The organism is Verrucomicrobiia bacterium (assembly GCA_026414565.1).
Taxonomy (GTDB): domain Bacteria; phylum Verrucomicrobiota; class Verrucomicrobiia; order Limisphaerales; family Fontisphaeraceae; genus Fontisphaera.
In genome coordinates this window covers 71,733-90,213 of the sequence record JAOAIT010000059.1, presented here as the reverse complement: position 1 = coordinate 90,213, position 18,481 = coordinate 71,733, and the positions used below count along the sequence as shown (strand labels likewise).

Annotated in this window: 13 protein-coding genes; 5 read left to right on the top strand and 8 right to left on the bottom strand. The window is 62.4% G+C overall.

The window, feature by feature from the left end; all coding sequences use genetic code 11:
• Positions 1 to 21 precede the first annotated feature (21 nt).
• Positions 22 to 1,317, top strand: a complete 1,296-nt coding sequence (locus tag N3J91_14375; GenBank protein MCX8157609.1) for a hypothetical protein — start codon at positions 22 to 24, stop codon at positions 1,315 to 1,317.
• A gap of 4 nt (positions 1,318 to 1,321) precedes the next feature.
• On the opposite strand, the gene N3J91_14370 is transcribed toward N3J91_14375, so the two are convergent.
• Positions 1,322 to 3,202 carry a c-type cytochrome gene (locus N3J91_14370; protein MCX8157608.1) on the bottom strand — a complete coding sequence of 627 codons (1,881 nt, stop codon included), beginning with the start codon at positions 3,200 to 3,202 and terminating at the stop codon, positions 1,322 to 1,324.
• Between the two features lie 159 nt (positions 3,203 to 3,361).
• Between N3J91_14370 and N3J91_14365 the strand changes: the two genes are divergently transcribed.
• Positions 3,362 to 4,642 carry a VCBS repeat-containing protein gene (locus N3J91_14365; GenBank protein ID MCX8157607.1) on the top strand — a complete coding sequence of 427 codons (1,281 nt, stop codon included), beginning with the start codon at positions 3,362 to 3,364 and terminating at the stop codon, positions 4,640 to 4,642.
• Positions 4,643 to 4,693: 51 nt separating this feature from the next.
• A complete protein-coding gene (gene rfbB, locus N3J91_14360) occupies positions 4,694 to 5,761 on the top strand; it encodes a dTDP-glucose 4,6-dehydratase (GenBank protein ID MCX8157606.1) in 1,068 nt (355 codons plus the stop codon).
• Positions 5,762 to 5,785: 24 nt separating this feature from the next.
• On the opposite strand, the gene rpoN is transcribed toward rfbB, so the two are convergent.
• From rpoN to N3J91_14345, 3 genes are all read right to left on the bottom strand, one after another.
• Positions 5,786 to 7,288 (bottom strand): RNA polymerase factor sigma-54, encoded by a 1,503-nt coding sequence (gene rpoN / locus N3J91_14355; GenBank protein MCX8157605.1) that lies wholly within the window; start codon positions 7,286 to 7,288, stop codon positions 5,786 to 5,788.
• Between the two features lie 161 nt (positions 7,289 to 7,449).
• The gene (locus tag N3J91_14350) at positions 7,450 to 9,018 is read right to left on the bottom strand and encodes a hypothetical protein (GenBank protein MCX8157604.1); all 1,569 of its coding nucleotides are present in this window, start codon (positions 9,016 to 9,018) and stop codon (positions 7,450 to 7,452) included.
• 72 nt (positions 9,019 to 9,090) lie between these two features.
• A complete protein-coding gene (locus N3J91_14345) occupies positions 9,091 to 10,428 on the bottom strand; it encodes a Gfo/Idh/MocA family oxidoreductase (protein MCX8157603.1) in 1,338 nt (445 codons plus the stop codon).
• A gap of 67 nt (positions 10,429 to 10,495) precedes the next feature.
• On the opposite strand from N3J91_14345, the gene N3J91_14340 reads away from it, so the two are divergent.
• Positions 10,496 to 11,617, top strand: a complete 1,122-nt coding sequence (locus tag N3J91_14340; GenBank protein MCX8157602.1) for a galactose mutarotase — start codon at positions 10,496 to 10,498, stop codon at positions 11,615 to 11,617.
• 64 nt (positions 11,618 to 11,681) lie between these two features.
• Here the strand turns inward: N3J91_14340 and N3J91_14335 are convergent, their stop codons facing one another.
• From N3J91_14335 to N3J91_14320, 4 genes are read right to left on the bottom strand one after another with little or no spacing between them, the layout of a single operon-like run.
• Entirely contained in the window at positions 11,682 to 12,311 is a 630-nt protein-coding gene (locus N3J91_14335; GenBank protein ID MCX8157601.1) for a trimeric intracellular cation channel family protein, read from the bottom strand.
• A gap of 9 nt (positions 12,312 to 12,320) precedes the next feature.
• Positions 12,321 to 13,460 (bottom strand): LptF/LptG family permease, encoded by a 1,140-nt coding sequence (locus N3J91_14330; protein MCX8157600.1) that lies wholly within the window; start codon positions 13,458 to 13,460, stop codon positions 12,321 to 12,323.
• A 17-nt stretch (positions 13,461 to 13,477) separates the two neighbouring features.
• Positions 13,478 to 14,302 (bottom strand): TatD family hydrolase, encoded by an 825-nt coding sequence (locus tag N3J91_14325; protein MCX8157599.1) that lies wholly within the window; start codon positions 14,300 to 14,302, stop codon positions 13,478 to 13,480.
• A 19-nt stretch (positions 14,303 to 14,321) separates the two neighbouring features.
• A complete protein-coding gene (locus tag N3J91_14320) occupies positions 14,322 to 15,605 on the bottom strand; it encodes a lactate racemase domain-containing protein (protein MCX8157598.1) in 1,284 nt (427 codons plus the stop codon).
• Positions 15,606 to 15,980: 375 nt separating this feature from the next.
• Here N3J91_14320 and N3J91_14315 point away from each other — a divergent pair, with 375 nt between their 5' ends.
• On the top strand, positions 15,981 to 18,347 hold the full coding sequence (locus N3J91_14315; GenBank protein MCX8157597.1) for a PAS domain S-box protein: 2,367 nt from the start codon (positions 15,981 to 15,983) through the stop codon (positions 18,345 to 18,347).
• The last annotated feature ends 134 nt before the right edge of the window (positions 18,348 to 18,481 follow it).

Genomic DNA, 18,481 nt, shown 5'->3' with positions numbered 1-18,481 from the left:
GCTTGGGGCAAGTTAACGCCCGTGCAACCCGAGACTTATGCCTTTTTGGAGGCCGTGCGCGAGCCCATGCAGCAGGCGGTGGAGCGGCGCCGGCGGCGGCAGGGCGGCTGGCAGGCGTGGGAGCGCAAGGCGTTTGAACGCCTGCGCGAGCTTATTGTGGGGGAGGCGCAACTGGCGCCAGCGGAGCCGCGATTCACCGTGCAGGAGGATCAGATTGTCTGGGCGCGCAGCCCCGTGCGGCTGGATCTGGCCGGGGGCTGGACGGACACGCCGCCGTACTGCCTGGAGTTTGGAGGAAAGGTGGTCAACGTGGCGGCGGATTTGAACGGGCAGCCGCCGATTCAGGTTTTTGCGCGGGTCACAGCGCGCCCCGAGATTGTGCTGCGCTCGATTGATCTGGGGGAGGAGGTGCGGTTGCGCAGCTACCGGGAGCTGGAGGATTTTGGCGCGCCCTACACGCCTTTTGCGCTGGCGCGGGGGGCGCTGGCGCTGGCGGGGTTTGTGCCGCGCTTTCATGCGCAGGGCGGTGAGGGGAGTTTGCAAAAACAGTTGCGCGGGCTGGGCGGGGGCCTGGAGATCACGCAGCTTTCGGCGGTGCCCAAGGGGTCCGGGCTGGGCGCCAGCAGCATATTGGCGGCCACGTTGCTGGCGGCGCTGAATGATTTGTGCGGCCTGCGATGGGACAAGGACATGCTGGCGGCGCGCACGCTGGCCCTGGAGCAGTTGCTGACCACCGGGGGCGGGTGGCAGGACCAGGCGGGAGCGATTTACCGGGGCGTGAAGTTGTTGCAGACGGTGCCGGGCTTGCGGCAGCAGATTCAGGTGCGGTGGCTGCCGGAGCATTTGTTCCAGGCTGAGGTGCTCAACCGGCGCATCCTGCTTTATTACACCGGCATCACGCGGCTGGCGAAAAACATCCTGCAGGAGATTGTGCGCCAGATATTTCTCAAGTCGCCGGCCCATTTGGAGACGCTGGCCGCGATAGGGCGGAATGCGGAAACCACCTTTGAGGCGATTCAACGTTGTGATTACGGGGCGCTGGCGGCTTGCGTGGAGCGGAGCTGGCAGTTGAATCAGGCGCTGGACTCGGGCACCAATCCGCCGCCCATTCAACGGCTGCTGGCGCGCCTGCAGAAGCATCTGGCGGGCGCCAAACTGTTGGGCGCGGGGGGGGGAGGTTTTTTGTTGATGCTGGCGAAGGATGAGGCCGCCGCGGGCGCAATCCGCCGCACGCTCACGCAGCAGCCTCCCAATCCGCGCGCGCGGTTTGTGGAGGTGAGCCTTTCGGCCACGGGGTTGCAGGTGACCCGCAGTTAGGGGGTTAGAGCGACAGGACGAAGGCGGCGAGGTCCTCGATTTGTTGCGGGGTCAGGTGGGAGGTTTTGCCGTGGCGGTCCTGGCGGTTTTTGGTGGTGAGCACTTCCTGGATGGTGCGCGCGGAGCCGTCATGCAGATAGGGGGCCGTGCGCCATAGCTCGATGAGGGTGGGGGTGTCGAATTCGGCGTTGCGGTCCAGCGGTCCCTGGGTGCCCACGTCGTAGTGCTTCAGGTCGGTGTACAAGCCGGGCGGATGGCACTGGGCGCAGCCGGTTTGGGAGCTGAGAAAGAGCTTGCGTCCGCGCTCGGCCGCCTTGGACAGTTTGCCATTTTCCAGGTAGGGACTGGGCATGGGTTTGAGCGTCTTGAGCCATTCGTCCATGGCGGTGGGGACGGATTCGGGCTGGACGGTGAAGAGGATATGGCGGATGCCGGCCCGGACGGCGGTTTCCGCCGTGTCGCGCACGCCCATGGACATGGCGGGGGGCGTGCGATGGGAGAGCAGGAGGCTCTTGCTGTTTTTGGGGTTGCCGATGCCGTCGTTGAGCAAATCCCAGTTCAGGCCGTCCACGCGGGCGTCGAAGGAATGGCAACTTGCGCAAGTTTGCCAGCCCTGAAAACAGATGGTGGCATCGTTGAAATAAAACTCGCCCTGCCGCAAGACATCCATGGGTTGATCCGGCCCCAGGGGGAGGGATTGGGCGCGCCAGACGGGCGCGGTGGTGTCCACCAGGCTCAGGTTGTCGCTGAAGTAGTTGGCGGTAAAAACGGTGCGGCCCACCACGGCCAGGGAGCGTGGGCCGTAGGCGTGCAATTTGATGCGCGTGCGAAGTCCGACGAGGAAGGACAGGTCATTGGGCACATCGGCTGCGATGCGGGAGGCGGCGGTGTAATCAATGGTTTGGCCGTTGGTGATGGCGGTGGGCATGGCGGCCAATTTTTTCAGCAGACCAGCGGCGTCAATGACACTTAATTCGTGGGTGCCGGCGTGGGTGACGTACAAAGTGGCGCTGTCGGCGGACCAGGCCACGGCGTAGGGATTGGCCGCGCCGCTGTCCACGCTGTCCACGAGCACGGTATTGATGGGCTGGCGGGTGGAGGCATCCAGGAGGGTGATGGCGCTGGTGTTCATCCAGCCGCGTTCCAGTTGAGTGGTGGGGAGATGGTAACGGGCGAGGGTGTGCGTGACTGCCACCCAGCGGCCGTTGGGCGAGACACGGAGGCCGCACAACAGGCCGCTGCCGTTGGGCAGGGTGATTTCGCCGGCCATCTTGCCGGAGGTGGTGTCAATGATGCTTACCTTGGCCGCCACCACTTCGGCATCGGCGCGCCCGTCGTGCATGTGATTGGCGACATAGAGCCAGCGGCCGTCCGGGGTGATGTCCGCGGCGTAAGGCTCGCGGGGCACGCGCACTTGAAAGAGGGGCCGCCTGGTTTTGAGGGAGAAGGCGGCTACTTCATTTTGAAAACGATGGCAGACATAGACGGTGAGGCCGTCGGGGCTCAGGACGGGGGCCATGGGGGAGTAACCTACGGGGATGCTTTGGGTGATTTTGCCGCTGGCTGTGGCGATGGTCACCAGCGAGCCGGCGGGGGCGGCGCAGGTGACATAGGCCTCGGCGCCGTCCTTGGAAAGGGCGAGGCCGGTGGGCGCGGCGGGCAGGGTCACACGGCGGGTCACCTCCTTGCGGTTCAAATCAAAAAACAACAGTTGATTGGCGGTATGGGCCGCGACATACAACACGCGGCCGTCGGGTGATACCGCCAGGGCGGTGGGTGAGAGGTAGGTGGCTCCCTTGACAGAAAAAGCCGTGGCCATGCAAAGCAGGCCCAGCCAGACAGCCCACAGGCGCCGGTGAAGCACAATCGAAGTCATGCGTTTCATTTTCCTGAAGTTGGACGAATCGGCGAGCAGATTTTTTCACGGCGGCCATTTTTGAAGTCGTCTTATTCAGGGCATAACCCGGTGCGGGGTCAACCGGGGCCGCGTTTTACTTGCCAGCGAGGGGAGCTTTTGGCAGGTTGCCGCACAAGCAATCCGTTTATGCAATTCGCGATGAGTTATTTTCCCTCTGCCTTACGGCATGTGGTGGCGGCGATGAGCCTTGGGTGGGTGGTGATGGGGGCGGCCTGGTCTGAGGTTGGCGCTGCGGAAGAAGCGGCGCCCCAGGTGTATCCGGCGTTGCAACACTTGTCCACTGCGCGGGGGGACTTGCCGGCGCCCAACGGGGGCAATCAGCAGACGGCCTCGCTGGTGCTGGATATTGATGGGGATGGCCTGAATGATTTTGTCATTGCGGAGCGGACGCAGGCGCCGGCGGTGGTGTGGTACAAGCGCACGGCGACGGGATGGACGCGGCATGTGCTTGAGGGGGGCCCGTTGCGGGTGGAGGCGGGGGGCGCATATTATGACATTTCGGGAGATGGCGCGCCGGATGTGGTGTTTGGGGGGGATGCGGGCAGCAAGGAGGTGTGGTGGTGGGAGAATCCGCATCCCCGGCATGATCCCAATACGCCGTGGCGGCGGCGGATCATCAAGGCCTCGGGGGCGAGCAAACATCATGATCAGTTGTTTGGGGACTTTGACGGTGACGGGCGGGTGGAACTGGTGTTTTGGAATCAGGGGGCGCGGCAGCTTGTGCTGGCGCGGATTCCGCCCCACCCGCGGGAACAAGCGGGGGAATGGCCCATGGAGGTGATTTATGCGTACCCTGAGGAGGAGATGCAGCCGCGGGGCAGCTATCCCGGCTGGCGCCGGCCGAATGAGCATGAGGGGCTGGCGGCGGCGGACATGGACGGCGACGGCGTGCAGGACCTGGTTGGGGCGGGGCGCTGGTTCAAGCATGAGAAGGGCGGGTTTGTGCCGCACCTGATTGATGCGGCTTATTCCTTCACGCGCGCCGCCGTGGGGCGATTCAAGCCGGGGGCGCGTCCGCAAGTGGTGATGTGCATTGGGGACGGCAAGGGGCCGATGCTGCTGTATGAGTATCAGAAAGGGACGTGGGTGCCCAAAACGCTAATGGAAGAACTGACGGATGCACATTCCTTGCAGGTGGTGGATTTTAATGGGGATCAGCACCTGGACATTTTTGTGGCCGAGATGCAACTGGGCAAGAATCCCCGGCCGCGGGCGTGGATTTTGCTGGGCAACGGGCAGGGGGCGTTCAAGGCGGTGGAATTACTGCGGGGGTTTGATTTGCACGAGGCGCGGATGGCGGATTTGAACGGGGATGGGCGGCTGGACATTCTGGCCAAGCCCTACACGTGGCAGGCGCCGCGCCTGGATGTGTTTCTGAGCCGCGGCCAGCTTGCGGAGAGATGGTGACTTGGCGAGAAAGTGATTGGCGTTCATACTGGGGGTGGATAAACAAGGCACATGAACATACTGGTTACCGGCGGGGCGGGATTTATTGGCTCGAATCTGGTGCGGCATCTGCTGCACCAAGGGCATGCGGTGCTGAATTATGACAAGCTGACGTATGCCGGCAATCTGGAGTCGCTGGCGGATGTGGCGGGGCATCCGCAGTACCGGTTTGTGCAGGGGGACATAGCGGACGCGGACATGGTGCGGCGGACGCTGGCCTGGTTCAAGCCGCAGGCGATCATGCATTTGGCGGCGGAGTCGCATGTGGATCGGAGCATTGACGGGCCGATGGCCTTTATTCAGACCAACGTGGTGGGGACGGCGGTGATGTTGCAGGCGGCGCGGGAATACTGGCAGGGTCTGGCGCCGGGGGAGCGGGAAAGATTCAGGTTTTTGCACGTTTCGACGGATGAAGTTTATGGGTCGCTGGGGGCGGAGGGGCAGTTCACGGAGACGACGCCGTACGATCCGCATTCCCCCTACAGCGCCAGCAAGGCGGCTTCGGATCATCTGGCGCGGGCATGGTATCACACCTACGGGCTGCCGGTCATGGTGACCAACTGCTCGAACAACTATGGGCCGTACCAGTTTCCGGAGAAGCTGATTCCGGTGGTGATTTTGAAGGCCCTGCGCGGGGAGCCGATACCGGTGTACGGGCGGGGGGAGAATGTGCGTGACTGGCTGTATGTGGTGGATCATGCGGAGGCTTTGTTGAAAGTGGTGGAGCGGGGGCGTCCGGGGGAGACGTACAACATTGGCGGCAATAATGAGATGCGGAATCTGGATTTGGTGCGGCTGCTGTGCCGGATTTTGGATGAGCTGCGGCCGGCCGGGGGCGGCAAATCGTATGCGCAACAAATAGCGTTTGTGCCGGACCGGCCCGGGCATGATATGCGCTATGCCATAGATGCCTCGAAGATTCGGCGGGAGCTGGGCTGGGTGCCGCGGCAGGATCGTGAATCGGGGTTTCGGCAAACGGTGCAATGGTATTTGGAGAACGAGCCGTGGTGGCAAAGGATACTGGAAGGGAAATACCGGTTGCAACGGCTGGGGCAGGGGACGGAGCCGAAGGCGGGGTGAGGCGCCTGGAGGCCGGCGATTGCCTCAGTACACCTTCCGCAAATTGGAGGGCAGGATGCCCAGCTCGGCGCGGTATTTGGCCACGGTGCGGCGGGCGATGACGATGCCCTTTTCTTTGAGCAGGCGGACGACCTCCTCGTCACTCAGGGGGTATTTGGGAGATTCGTTGCGGAAAAGCTCGGCGATCATTTCCTTGACGGTGGCATTGGAGACGCCGTCGCCGTTGGTGGTTTGCAGACCGCTGGTGAAGAAATAGCGCATTTCGAAGACACCCTGGGGGGTCTGCATGTATTTGCCGGAGACGGCGCGGCTGACCGTGGTTTCATGGACGCCCACGGCCTCCGCCACCTGGGCCATGGTCATGGGTTTGAGGGCGGAGACGCCTTTTTCCATGAAGTCGCGCTGGCGCTTCACGATTTCTTTGGCGATGTTGAGGATGGTTTGCTGGCGCTGGTGGATGCTTTTGATGAGGAATTTGCCGGCCTGGATTTTGTTGCGGATGTAATCGCGGACCTCGTCATCGCTGTTGGGCTGGGCCATCAGGTCCTTGTATTGGTTGCTAATGCGCAGACGCGGGATGTGCTCGTCATTGAGGGTGACCACGTAGTCATCGCCGCTTTTGGTGACAAAGACTTCCGGGACGATGTACACATCCGGTTCGGCGGAGATGGCCCGGCCGGGACGGGGGTCGAGATTGGCGATGCGGCGGGCGGCTTCCTGCACCTCGGCGACCTGGACGTTGAGCGCCCGGGCGATTTCGGGAAAGCGGCGGCGGCCCAGTTCATCCATGTGGTTTTGGATGATTTTGTATTCCAGGGAATCCTGGCGTCCGGCGCGCTCCAACTGCAGGAGGAGACATTCGCGCAAATCGCGCGCTCCGACGCCGGGGGGGTGGAAGCTTTGAATGACCTTCAGGACGGCTTCAATTTGCTCCCTGGGAACGTTGGTGGAGAAGGAGAGTTCGTCCACTGAAGCCTTGAGGTAGCCATTTTCATCAATGTTGCCGATGATAAGCTCGGCGATGGGGCGCTGTTCGGGGGTCAGGTCGGAGAGGCGCATTTGCTCCAACAGGTCTTCCTGGAGGGAGACGCCGTTGGTGAGGCTTTCAAACATATAAGCCCGTTTTTCCTCATCTTCTTCGCGGCTGCGGAGGGGGGTCTGGGTCTGGCTGAAGTGGTCGCGCCATTCCTGGTCCAGTTGGGCCAGCCGCTCGAACTCCGCCTGGAAATCGTCCACGGGGGCTTTGGATTCCCGTTCGGTGGCGGGGTCGTAGGTGACGTCCGGGGGAGGCTCGGCTGGGTCCAAACGGCTGGCGGGGATTTCGCCGGGGTCGGCTTCAGTTTTTTCCTGGGTATCGGAGGCTGAGGGGGGTAATTCCTCGAGGACGGGGTTTTGCTGCAACTCCTTTTCGACCAGCGCTTTAAGCTCAAGAATAGGGGCTTGCAACAACGCCAGTGACTGTTGCATTTGGGGCGCCAGCACCAGCGTTTGCTTCAACGACTGAGTCAGATGCAAACCTTGCGCCATTCACCGGTAATGTACCGCGCCCTGACGGATGCACAAGCAGATTTAGAAAAAACGGCACAAGGATTGCTGCTCCGGGAGACTGGGCCGGGCATTTTGGCTGGTTGAGGAGAACGCCAGGCGGAGCTGGATGGCGCAATGGAGAGGAGCGGGGAAGGGGCGGTTCAGGGCAGGTTGATCGGCTGTCCCAAGGCCTTGGCCCAGCGCATGGTGGCCATGAATTTGGGGGATAGAGCGGGGTTTTCGTCGTAATACTCCATGATCCCCCAGCTTCCCCACTTGCTCCAGCGGCCGACGGAGGCGAAATAGCAGAGCAGGTCGCCGCCTTCCTTTTGCCAGGCGGCATAATATTTTTCATAAATCTGGCCCATGCGGGGGTGGCGGTTGGCTGCATGGAGGAGTTTGGTGATTTGGTCATTGTTCACGACATCGCCCAGGCCAACCATGTGTTGTCCGGCTTCGTAGGCGATGAGTTTCAGGCCGTATTTATCCGCAATTTTCTTGTTACCCTGGATCCATCGGATGGATTCGGGCAGGGCTTTGTTTTCCAGATAGTCCAGGGCCTGTTCCACGTGCCAGGTGGCGACCATGGCTTCGTTAAGCTCCTTGCCTTCTTTGGGGATGTTGCAACTGAGGTAGGGGGCAATGGCGAGGGCGTCGGCGTGTTTGAAGGCTTCCTGCCACTCGACGATGCGCTCGGAGACATAGGGGTTGGCCGCCTGGGAAGCCAGGACTCTGATTAGGCGGTTGCGTCCCCCAAAGATTTCCTCCCAGATCTTGAAGATTTGGACGGAGCGATGGGCGGTGAAGCGCCAGCCGGCCTCCCACGGTTTTTCGGCAAAGCCCAGTTTGCGGCCTTCCTCGCCAGCCCAGCGGGATTGCTGAAACATGCTGTTCCACAGCTCGTTGGAAAGCTCCACGTACACGCGGGCGCGGGGGTGGAGGCGGGCTTGGACCAGCCGGGCGAATTCGCGCACGTATTCGTCATCGGCCAGATGGGGCATGCAGAACCAGGCGTCGGCCTGCAAGCGGTTGCACAAGTCCACCATGACTTCCACGGGCACGCCGGCGCGGCTCCAGGTGAATTCCTCCGGTTTGGGGCGATCGGCCCATTTATGTTGTTTGGAGTTGTTGGTTTCCTGCCAGTCCATGAATCGGAAACAGGCGATGCCCTGCCAACGCCGGAGGAAGGCGGGATGAAACAGTTGCTCGCGGTAGTTCTTTTCAAAGCCGGGCATGAGGACCCGAATGTTGCGGGGGTAGTTGGCCGGATTGATCTGGGTGAGGCGCAGGAAAAAGGCGCCGCGCGAGGCATCCACCTTGAAGACGATGCGGCCGGGCTGGCGGGAGAGGACGGTGCCGTTGTTGAAGTCGAACTGGCCCTCGCCTTCGTAGAGGAGGGTGTATTCGCCTGAAGGATAATGGCCGCCTTCGATGGTGCACATCAAGGTTTCGGCGAAACAGTCGGGTTCCAGACGGGTGACGTAACCGAGCGGGTCGAGGGCCAGTGGCGGGCCTTTGCCCCAGGGCTGTCCTTTTTTCTGGCTGATCCAGGGCCGGGCGAGGCGCGATACGTCCACGAAAGGAAGTTCCGTGTTCCAGTCTGCCGGGCCATTAAGATTCATGCCCAGGCGGGCTTGGGGCGGGGGTGGCGTGGCCGCCGGCAGTGAAAGGGTTGGGGCGGCCAGGAAAACTGCCAGGAGGGACAGCGTCAGAGGGAAGATGCTTTTCATAAAAAAATACCCAATTACCTTGCAGGCGAAACAAAGCACTGGTGAGCAGGCCTTGAAGCGCTGGCGGAGAGGTCAGATGACCGCCGGCACTTCAAATCCCTTGCGGCGCTCGCGGTCCAGGTGTTGATTGGCCTCCGGGTCGTCAGGGAAAATTTCTTTGACGGGGTCCCAGCGCAGTTTGCGGCCGGTCCAGCGGCAGATGTTGACGAGGTGACACACGGTGGCCGAGCGATGGCCGATTTCGACATCCGCGGTGGGCAATTTGCGGGACTTGATGCACTGGAGCCAGTTTTCGATGTGGCCGGGGATTTTGGGGCGTTCCCGCATGAGCTTTTCGTAGATGTCTTCCGGTTGGGAGTCCAGCCGGCCGCGGTCAATGCGGAGCCAGCCTTTTTCGCCATGGACCACACAGCCGAAGCCGGGGGCGTTGCCGGGTTCCACCACCACGCCGTTGGCGTATTTGAAATAGACGAGGGGCTCGCTGGTGATTTTATCGCCCCGCGCCTTGCTTTCCGGTTTGTCGTAGGTGGGGGCCTCAAATTTTTTGCCCACGGGCCAGATTTCGACCGGGCCGCTGTCATCCATGCCGAGGGCGTATTGAATCATGTCAAAGCCATGAGAACCCCAGCCGGTGACTTCGCCGCCTGAATGAGGGCGGAAGGAGAGCCAACCGGGGGCGGCCCAACCTGGAGAACCGGGCTGGCCAACTTCGCGGGGGACGTAGAGGGACTGACTGAAAGGCACCAGCGGCGCCGGGCCGCACCACATATTCCAATCCAATCCCTCCGGGACGGGTTCCGGGGGCAGGTTGTATTCCCAGGGGCTGGGATAATTGGAGGCCACCACTTTGGTGATTTTGCCCAGGCCACCACTGCGGACGAATTCGCAGGCGGCGACATCGAGGGGGTCGGAGCGTTGCTGGCTGCCCACCTGAATGATGCGCTTGTATTTGCGGGCAGCCGTGACCATCCAGCGGCCTTCTTTGACGGTGAGGGAGAGCGGTTTTTCCACGTACAAATCCTTGCCGGCCTGGCAGGCGTGGAGGACGATGAGGATGCGCCAATGTTCCGGGGTGGCGGTGACCACGGCATCAATGTCCTTCTGGTCGAGCAGATGGCGGTAATCCTGATAGGCGGTGGCGCCCAGAGCGGAGGCATTTTTCTGGGCGCGGCTGAGATTGACATCGGCAAACGCGCCGATGCGGGCGGTTTTGCTGCGCAAGGCGCCGGAGAGCAGGCCGGTGGCCTGGCGGCCGATGCCGATAAAACCGATGTTGATGCGTTCATTGGCGCCGGGCTGTCCCTCAGCGCCCAGGACGTGGCGGGGGATGAGGGTGGGCAGGGCGAGGGCGGCAGAAGCGGCGGCGGAGTGGCGCAGGAACTGGCGGCGAGAGATGGAGGAGCGTTTCATACGGGGCCATTCTGGCGGCCACAAACCGGTTGTCAAGACAGGGGGCGGGGCGTAGGCTGGGGGCATGATGCAAAACTTTGTACCACGCTGGTTATTGGTGGGGGTGGCCATGACGGGCGGGGCGTGGGGCGCCGCCGCGGCTCCCGTGGTGGAGCGAAGTGAATTTGGCAAGATGGCCGACGGGACGGTGATTGAGCTTTTCACCCTGCGCAATGGGCGCGGGCTGACGGCAAAAGTGATGACCTATGGGGCGATATTGGTGGAGCTGCATGTGCCGGATCGGCAGGGGCAAAGCCGGGATGTGGTGTTGGGATTTGATCAACTGGGGCCGTATGTGAAGGGGCATCCGTTGTTTGGGGCCACGGTAGGGCGATTTGCGAATCGCATTGGCGGGGCGCAATTTGTGCTTAACGGCCAGGTGTATAAACTGGCGGCCAACAATGGCAAAAATCATATTCACGGCGGGCGGCGTGGTTTCGATAAACAGGTGTGGCAGGCGGAGCCGTTTTCCTCAGCCTCGGCCGCTGGCGTGCGTTTGCGCTACCGCAGCCCGGACGGCGAGGAGGGGTATCCCGGCAACCTGCAGGTGACGGTGACCTATGCGTTGACGGTGGAGAACGAGCTGCGGATTGATTACGAGAGCACTTCGGACAAGGACACGATCGTCAACCTCACCAATCACAGTTACTTCAACCTGGGGGGGCACGACAGCGGGGACGTGCTGGGGCATGAGTTGCAACTGTTGGCAGATTTTTACACGCCTGCGGATGAGGGGTTGATTCCCACGGGGGAGATCCTTTTTGTGAAGGGCACGCCGCTGGATTTTACGCAACCGACGCCGATTGGCGCCCGGATCAAGGAGCTGGCGCGCACGCGGGGTTATGACCATAATTTTGTGCTGAAATCGGATGGGATCACGCCTGCGCTGGGGGCGCGGGTGGTGGAGCCCAAGAGCGGGCGGGTCATGGAGATGTGGACCACCGAGCCGGGCGTGCAGCTTTACACGGCCAATCACATGAGCAACCAGCCGGGCAAAGGGGGCGCGGTGTATCAGCAATATCAGGGTTTCTGCCTGGAGACCCAGCACTTTCCGGATTCCATCAACAAACCGCATTTTCCCAGTCCGATTTTGCGGGCGGGGCAGGTGAGGAAATCCACCACCGTTTTCAAATTCAGCACGCGCGGCTGAGCGGGGCGCGTGGGGGGGGCAGGTTGGCCTGGGAGGTGCGCGGCGCAGGGATGCCGCTTAACGCTTACTTGTGGCCGGGCAATTCCGGCAGGGCGAGCTTGTATTTGAGGCTGAGGAGGCGCAATACGAGGGTAAAGGCCACGCCGACAAGGAGGTTGCGGGAGGCGCCTGGCCACCATTGTTCCAAGGCCACATAAAGTCCGGCGCCGGCGAGGGAGGCGGTGGCGTAGAAATAGATTTCGCGGCGGAAGACGAGGGGGATTTCCATGAGCAGCACATCGCGCAACATGCCGCCAGCCACACCGGTGACGACGCCCATGGCGGTGGCGGCCAGCGGTGGGGTATTGAACACCATGGCCTTGTGCGCGCCCACGATGGAAAATAAGGCGAGCGCGAAGGCATCCGCCACCAGGAGGCCGGTGCCCGAGAGGTCGCGGTAGCGGACCAGGAGAAACATGCTCAGGGCTGTGAGCACGGCGTTATAAAGATAGGCGGGCTGCCGGACCCAGAAGATGGGTTGATCGCCCAGCAGCACATCCCGGACGGTGCCGCCGCCAAAAGCGGTGACGACGGCGAGGACGAGCACGCCAAATAAATCCACCCGCTTGCCCCGGGCCGCGAGCACGCCGCTGATGGCGGAGACGGCCACGGCGAAGTGTTCCAGGACGAAGGGGAGTTGGAGGGGCGTGAGCATGGCGGCTCATTATTGCCGGTTCACCCGCCAGAGGAGGGCCATGCCGGCGCCCTGAAAGAGGAAATTGGGGATCCAACAGAAGAGCCAGGGATGGAGCTGGGCCCGGGTGGCCAGGGCATCGGCCATGATGAAAAAGCTGTAATAGATGAGGACGAGGATGAGGGCCACGGCCACGCCCACACTGGTTTCCTTGCGATGGCTGCGGATGCCCAGGGGGATGCCAATGAGGGTGAAGCCCAGGCAGGCAAAGGAGAAGGCCACCTGGTGGTGGAGCTGGACTTTGAGCGGGGACAGCACCTTGTCCCGGGCTTGGGCGGGGAGGGGCCTAAGCTCGGGGCCGGTGCCGCCGCCGAGGAGCTGTTCCACGCGGCGGCGTTCCTCCAGCAGGTCGAAAAAGGTCATTTCGTTGAGTTTGATGGGGCGCGCCCGCTGAGTGGGCAGCTCGAGGATGAACTCGGCCTCGCCGGCGTAAAAGGGCATGGCCTGCAGGACTCCTTTTTCCAGGGTGGAGCCGCGGGCTTCGAAGAGGCGGAGGATGAACTGGTTGGTATCCGGGGCGGGGGCGACCACGCCGCGCGCGGCCTGGAGGATGGTGGTGACTTCGCCTTCCTTGTCCACTTTGGAGATGAGGACGTCGTGCATTTCGGCGTCCTTGATTTTGCCGACGTAGAGGATGTAGCCGGGGATGTCTTTGACGAAGCGTCCGGCGGTCAGGACGGTGGCGGGGCGGATTTGGCGGAGGTCGGCGAGCATGTCCTTGTAGGCCATGCGGCAGCGGGGGGCCAGATAGAGGTTGATGAAGGCGCTCAGGCAACTGAAGCCCACGGCCAGCAGGAGAATGGGGGTGATGAGGGAGACCACCGAGATGCCGCCGCCGCGCATGGCGTTCAATTCCTGCTCGGCGCTGAGCCGGCCAAAGGTTAGCAACATGGCGGTCAGGAGGCCCATGGGCAGGGCAAAGACGAGCACATAGGGGACCAGGAGGCCCAAGGCTTTGAACACCGTGAGCGCGCGGACCTGTTCGTTGAGCAGCAGCAGCGTGACCTCGCGCAAGACGTTGCCCAGCAAGAGGAGGCCGGTGAACACCCCCACGGTCATGGCCACGGTGGCGAGGGTCTGGCGAACCAGGTATTGATGCAAGGTTTTCACGCTGGGGCGGCGCCGTCTCAGGCGTCAGGCGGCGGCATTTTGTGAAAGAACCGGCAGGCGGTGGCGCAGGTGGCGGCGGAAAGCTCGGCGAGGGAGCAGCCTTTGACCTGGGCCGCGACGGCGGCGATGTCGGCGACAAAGGCCGGCTCGCAACGCCGGGCGGATTTGCGCCAGGGTTCCGGGGTCATGTAGGGGCAGTCGGTTTCCAACATGAAAGACCCAAGGGGGACGGCGGCGAGGGAGTCGCGGACGTTTTGGCCGTTTTTGTAGGTGAGGATGCCGGTGTAGCTGACCAGGCAATGCATGTCGAGAATCCGCCGGGCCACGTCGGGGGATTCGGAGAAACAATGAAAGACGGCCCGCAGCCGTCCGACGTAGGGCTGCATCTGGGCCAGGATGTCGGGCATGGAAAAGCGCTGGTGGACGACGACGGGCAGGCCCAGCTCGACGGCCAGGTCCATTTGTTGGGCGAATAATTGCGCCTGGCGATCTTTGTGACGCGCATCGTCGGCGGGGGAGCCGCCTTGAAGACTGGGCAGGTATTTGTAGTCCAGGCCGATTTCGCCGATGGCCACGACCTTGGGATGCTGCGCCAGGGCGCGCAAGGCCGGTCGCACTTCCTCCGGGGCTTCTGCGGCGTGATTGGGGTGCCAGCCGACGGCGGCGTACACGTGCGGATGTTCCTGCGCCAGTTGGACGGCGGCGCGGCTGCTTTCGTCGTCCACGCCGATGGTGATGATGCGGCCAATGCCGGCGCCGTGGGCGCGTTGCAGCACTTCCGCGAGGTCGCGGCGGAAGCTGCCGTCGTCCAGATGCGCGTGGGTATCGTAAAAAATGGGCATGGGAATGGTGACTGCCCGCTCAAGCTTTGCCGCCGGCCCAGGCGGGGGGATTATTGAGCTGGAAGAGCATTTCGCCGGCTTTGGGCACCCAGAGGATCCCTTCGTCCTCGCGCCCGGCGAACTCTTCCGGACGGATGGAGCGGGGGTCGCGGTAGCCGAGATTGATTTGGCGGCAGACGTCTTCAGGGATGCCGGTGGCGAGGGTGACCTGGGCGCGGCAGCGCTCGACGCCATTTTCGAAAGTGCCGATGCCGCGGACGTGGGTGGAGTGGGCGAGCACGCCCCAGGGATAATGTTTGAAGCGCTCCCATTGCTTGAGGAAGTAGTCGCGGCAATGGTAGCCCACTTCGCGAATCACGCGCCCGTGGGTGAGGGAGATTTCGGTGATGTGGGGGGCGTAAATGATTAATTCGCCGCCATCGGCCAGGACGGGCTCGAGCTTGTACATGCATTTTCCGCCCGTCCACAGCTCATCATACATTTTGGGGGCACAGGAGAGGATGGTGTGAAAGGGATGGTCCTTGCAGGTGATGTGCAATTGACGGGAAAGCTGGACGGCCGCCGCCCAGGCGCCTTCGGGTGAGCCGGCGTAAAGGCCGGCCAAATTATGGCCGTCCACCACCATGCAGAAGCAGAGTTTCGAGACATTGACCAGGGCGCCTGCCTTGTCCACCACTTTGCGGACGGGGGTCCACTGGTTGCCGATGATCATGGGATTGGTGACGACGGCGCCGAGCCAGTGGAAGAAATTGAGGATTTGCGGGCCGGCGATGCCGGGGAAGAGGTATTTGTTGCCGCCGGAGAAGCCGACGACTTCATGGGGGAAGACCGGGCCGAGGATGACGATCTGGTCATACTCGAACACCCGTTTGTTGATCTCCACGGGCACGTCCATGGCGAACAAGCCCTGGGTTAGCTGGCTGATTTCCTCGGAGGTCAGCGTTCCGACCTGCTGCAAGGCGGCCGGGTTATCCCACTCGTGATTGAAGAAGCGGACGTGGCCGTAATGCTCCCGTCTTTCGGCCGGGGAGATTTCCAGACGTTGACAGATGGCCTCCTCGGTCATGGCCACGTGGGTGCCGAGGGCGACGAGGATATCGAGGCGTTTAAGGACGGGCGCGAGGTGCGCGTGCAAGGCTTTGAACATCATGCCCACCGGCGCGGTGCGGGTATGGTCCGGGATGATGAGGAGCACCTGCCGGCCGCGGTAATCCGCCTGGGGCATGGCTTTGGCGATGACCTCTGCTGCCTGCCGGGCGTCCACCTGGCGGGAGGGGGGCACGCAGTGTGCGATTAAACTCATGAGCCAACACTAAAATGACCCTGCCGGGAATGGAAATCAGAAAAATTATGGTGCTGCACGGGCCGGGCCAAAGGTGGAGGTGGGGATGGCAAGAGGGAAGTGGGCCCGAGGACGGTTAAATTGGGCCGGGTCGGGCGTCGTACTTAAGGGGAATCATGGATTGGTTTGTCAGACAAAAACCGATGCACATCAAGGATTTATGACTTGTCAATTGGTTCACAAAACGCAAACGTATCGTCCCAAGGTTGATCATGCGTTCCGCGAGCTCTCCAGAATTGGAGGGAGGGCAGAGGCGGGGGCGGTTGGGGCAGGAAGAAGCAAGCCCAACTGTGCAAGGAAAAGAGCGGGACGCCACCCCAAAGGGAAAGAATGGGAATGGTAAAGTCATCAAATAGGGCGCCATGGAAGCAGGCTACACGCGCTTTGCTGCAAGATGAAGCTGCCTGTTGCGCCTTGTTTGAACATTCCCGAGCCGGGATTCTCCATTGGACGTTGGAAGGAGTGTGCGCGGCTGCCAACCCGGCGATGGCCTTGTTGCTTGGCCAGCCTGAAAGCAAACTGCCTGGGCTGGCGATGGCCCGCCTGGTGGCCGCGGAGGATTGGCAACAATGGGCGGGGCTGGTGGCGGCCTGGGGACGGGAGGCAGCCGGGCAGGCGACGGTCACGTGGCGTTTGTTGCGGGCGGACGGGGTATCGGTGGCGTGCGAGTGTCATATTTCTCCGGTGATGGATGCGCAGGGGGTCATCAGTGGCGGGGCGGCCCTGGTATTTCCGTTGGCGCCGCAGGCTGATGTTCACCTGCTGACCCGGCTGCAAACGGCGGCGTTGCAGGTGCTGCCGCATCCGGTGGTGATCACCAAGGCGGACGGGAGCATTGTGTTCGTCAATCGTGCATTCACGGAGGAGACTGGTTATACGCTGGAGGAGGTGGTGGGCCGGAATCCGCGCCTGTTGAACAGCGGGCGGCATGACCGCGGGTTTTTCCAACGGTATTGGGAGACCATTCTGGGGGGCAAGACGTGGGTGGGGGAGATTGTTAATCGCCGCAAAGACGGCAGTTTTTACACGCAGGAGCAGAGGGTGACGCCGATCTGCGATGCGCAAGGGCGCATCACCCATTTCATCGCCATCCAGCAAGATGTGACTGCGCGCAAGCGGCTGGAGACGGAGCTGCGCCACGCCCGGGAGCGGTTTCAGCGCATTTTCCGGGCCAACCCGATGGCCATTGGCATTTGTGCCCAGACGGATGGGCGGTTTGTCGAGGTGAATGACAGCTACGTCAAATTGATGGGATATACGCGGGAGGAGCTGATCGGGCGGTCGGCCTCGGAATTGAAGCTGTGGGTCAATCCGCATCAGCGGGAGCAATTGGTGACGAGTTTGCGGCGTCACGGCTCGGTGACCAATCTGGAGCTGCAACTGCGGACCAAGACGGGGGCGGTGGTGGATGTTTTGACATCCGTTGAGCCGTTGCAGGTGGGGCTGGAGTCCTGCTGGCTGTTTATTGACGTGGATATTACGGCCCGGAAGGCGCTGGAGGCGCAGTTGCGGCAGTCGGCCAAACTGGAGGGGATCGGCGCGCTGGCGGGAGGGGTGGCCCACGATTTCAATAATTTATTGACGGTGATGAAGGGGCATACGGAGATGCTCGCCACGCTGAGGGATATATCCGCCGAGGCCCGCGCCTCGATTCATGAGATTGCGGAGGCCACCGAGCGCGCGAGCAGCTTGACGCGCCAGTTGCTGGCCTTCAGCCGGAAGCAATCCTTCCAGCCGCAGCCGGTCAATCTCAACGATGTGCTGGCCCAGATGACGAAGATGTTGCGGCGGATCATCGGTGAGGACGTGACGCTGGAGATTCATCCGGCGAGTTCGCTGCCGCTGATTTATGCGGATGTGAGCATGGTGGAGCAGATCGTATTTAATCTGGCCGCCAACGCGCGCGATGCCATGCCGCAGGGGGGGCGTTTGACGATTACGACAGATTCCGTTGCTTCCGCGTTGAATCCTGAGGCTGGAGCCGGGCAAGGGGTGGAAGCTCCCTACGTCCGGCTGATCGTGCAGGATACCGGCTGCGGCATACCGCCGGAGTTGCATCAGCGGGTGTTTGAGCCGTTTTTTACCACCAAGGAACTGGGCATGGGCACGGGGTTGGGGCTGGCCACGGTGCGCAGCATCGTGGAGCAGCATCGGGGGTGGATTGAGCTGCGCAGCCAGCCGGGGGAGGGGACGTGCTTTTTGATTTACCTGCCCACGTTGCAGGCGTCGGCGGAACCAGCCCAGGGGCGCGCGGAGGCTGCCCGTGACGAGCTGGGAGCGCCCCGCGGGCAGGAGACCATTTTGGTGGTGGAGGATGAGGCGATTGTGCGGCAACTGGCGGGGGACATTTTGAGCATGCACGGCTATCGGACGATACTGGCCGCGAACGGGCCGGAAGCGCTGGCGGTATGGGCCAAGCACCAGCAACACATTGATGCGGCGCTGCTGGACATGGTGATGCCGGGGGGGATCAATGGGCTGGCGCTGGCCCAGAAACTGCGGGAAATGCGCCCCAACCTGCCGATATTGTTCACCAGCGGCTACTTCAACAGCCAGATGTTGCTTGAGTCCGCCCCCGGTTTTGACCGGCATCATTTCTTGCAGAAGCCGTACACTCCCATGCAACTGGCGCAGGCCTTGCGGGCCACGTTGGATGCGGTGGTTGCGCCATCGGCTTCGCTGCGGGACAACGTTGTCCGGTGACACTTGCCGCTTGCGGCTGGTGGCAAGCTGCGGTACGTACAAGGCCGGTGTCTGCAACCCGGCAACTCTATGAGCTTTGGCGGCTCACGGCGGCGCGTGAGCCTAGGCTGCCAGCGTTGTGGGAAGTGCCGAGT

Coding starts and splice junctions, on each gene's coding strand:
- N3J91_14370 (MCX8157608.1), bottom strand. CDS start 3,202: ATGAAACGCATGACTTCGATTGTGCTTCACCGGCGCCTGTGGGCTGTC.
- N3J91_14365 (MCX8157607.1), top strand. CDS start 3,362: ATGCAATTCGCGATGAGTTATTTTCCCTCTGCCTTACGGCATGTGGTG.
- rfbB (MCX8157606.1), top strand. CDS start 4,694: ATGAACATACTGGTTACCGGCGGGGCGGGATTTATTGGCTCGAATCTG.
- rpoN (MCX8157605.1), bottom strand. CDS start 7,288: ATGGCGCAAGGTTTGCATCTGACTCAGTCGTTGAAGCAAACGCTGGTG.
- N3J91_14350 (MCX8157604.1), bottom strand. CDS start 9,018: ATGAAAAGCATCTTCCCTCTGACGCTGTCCCTCCTGGCAGTTTTCCTG.
- N3J91_14345 (MCX8157603.1), bottom strand. CDS start 10,428: ATGAAACGCTCCTCCATCTCTCGCCGCCAGTTCCTGCGCCACTCCGCC.
- N3J91_14340 (MCX8157602.1), top strand. CDS start 10,496: ATGCAAAACTTTGTACCACGCTGGTTATTGGTGGGGGTGGCCATGACG.
- N3J91_14335 (MCX8157601.1), bottom strand. CDS start 12,311: ATGCTCACGCCCCTCCAACTCCCCTTCGTCCTGGAACACTTCGCCGTG.
- N3J91_14325 (MCX8157599.1), bottom strand. CDS start 14,302: ATGCCCATTTTTTACGATACCCACGCGCATCTGGACGACGGCAGCTTC.
- N3J91_14320 (MCX8157598.1), bottom strand. CDS start 15,605: ATGAGTTTAATCGCACACTGCGTGCCCCCCTCCCGCCAGGTGGACGCC.
- N3J91_14315 (MCX8157597.1), top strand. CDS start 15,981: ATGGTAAAGTCATCAAATAGGGCGCCATGGAAGCAGGCTACACGCGCT.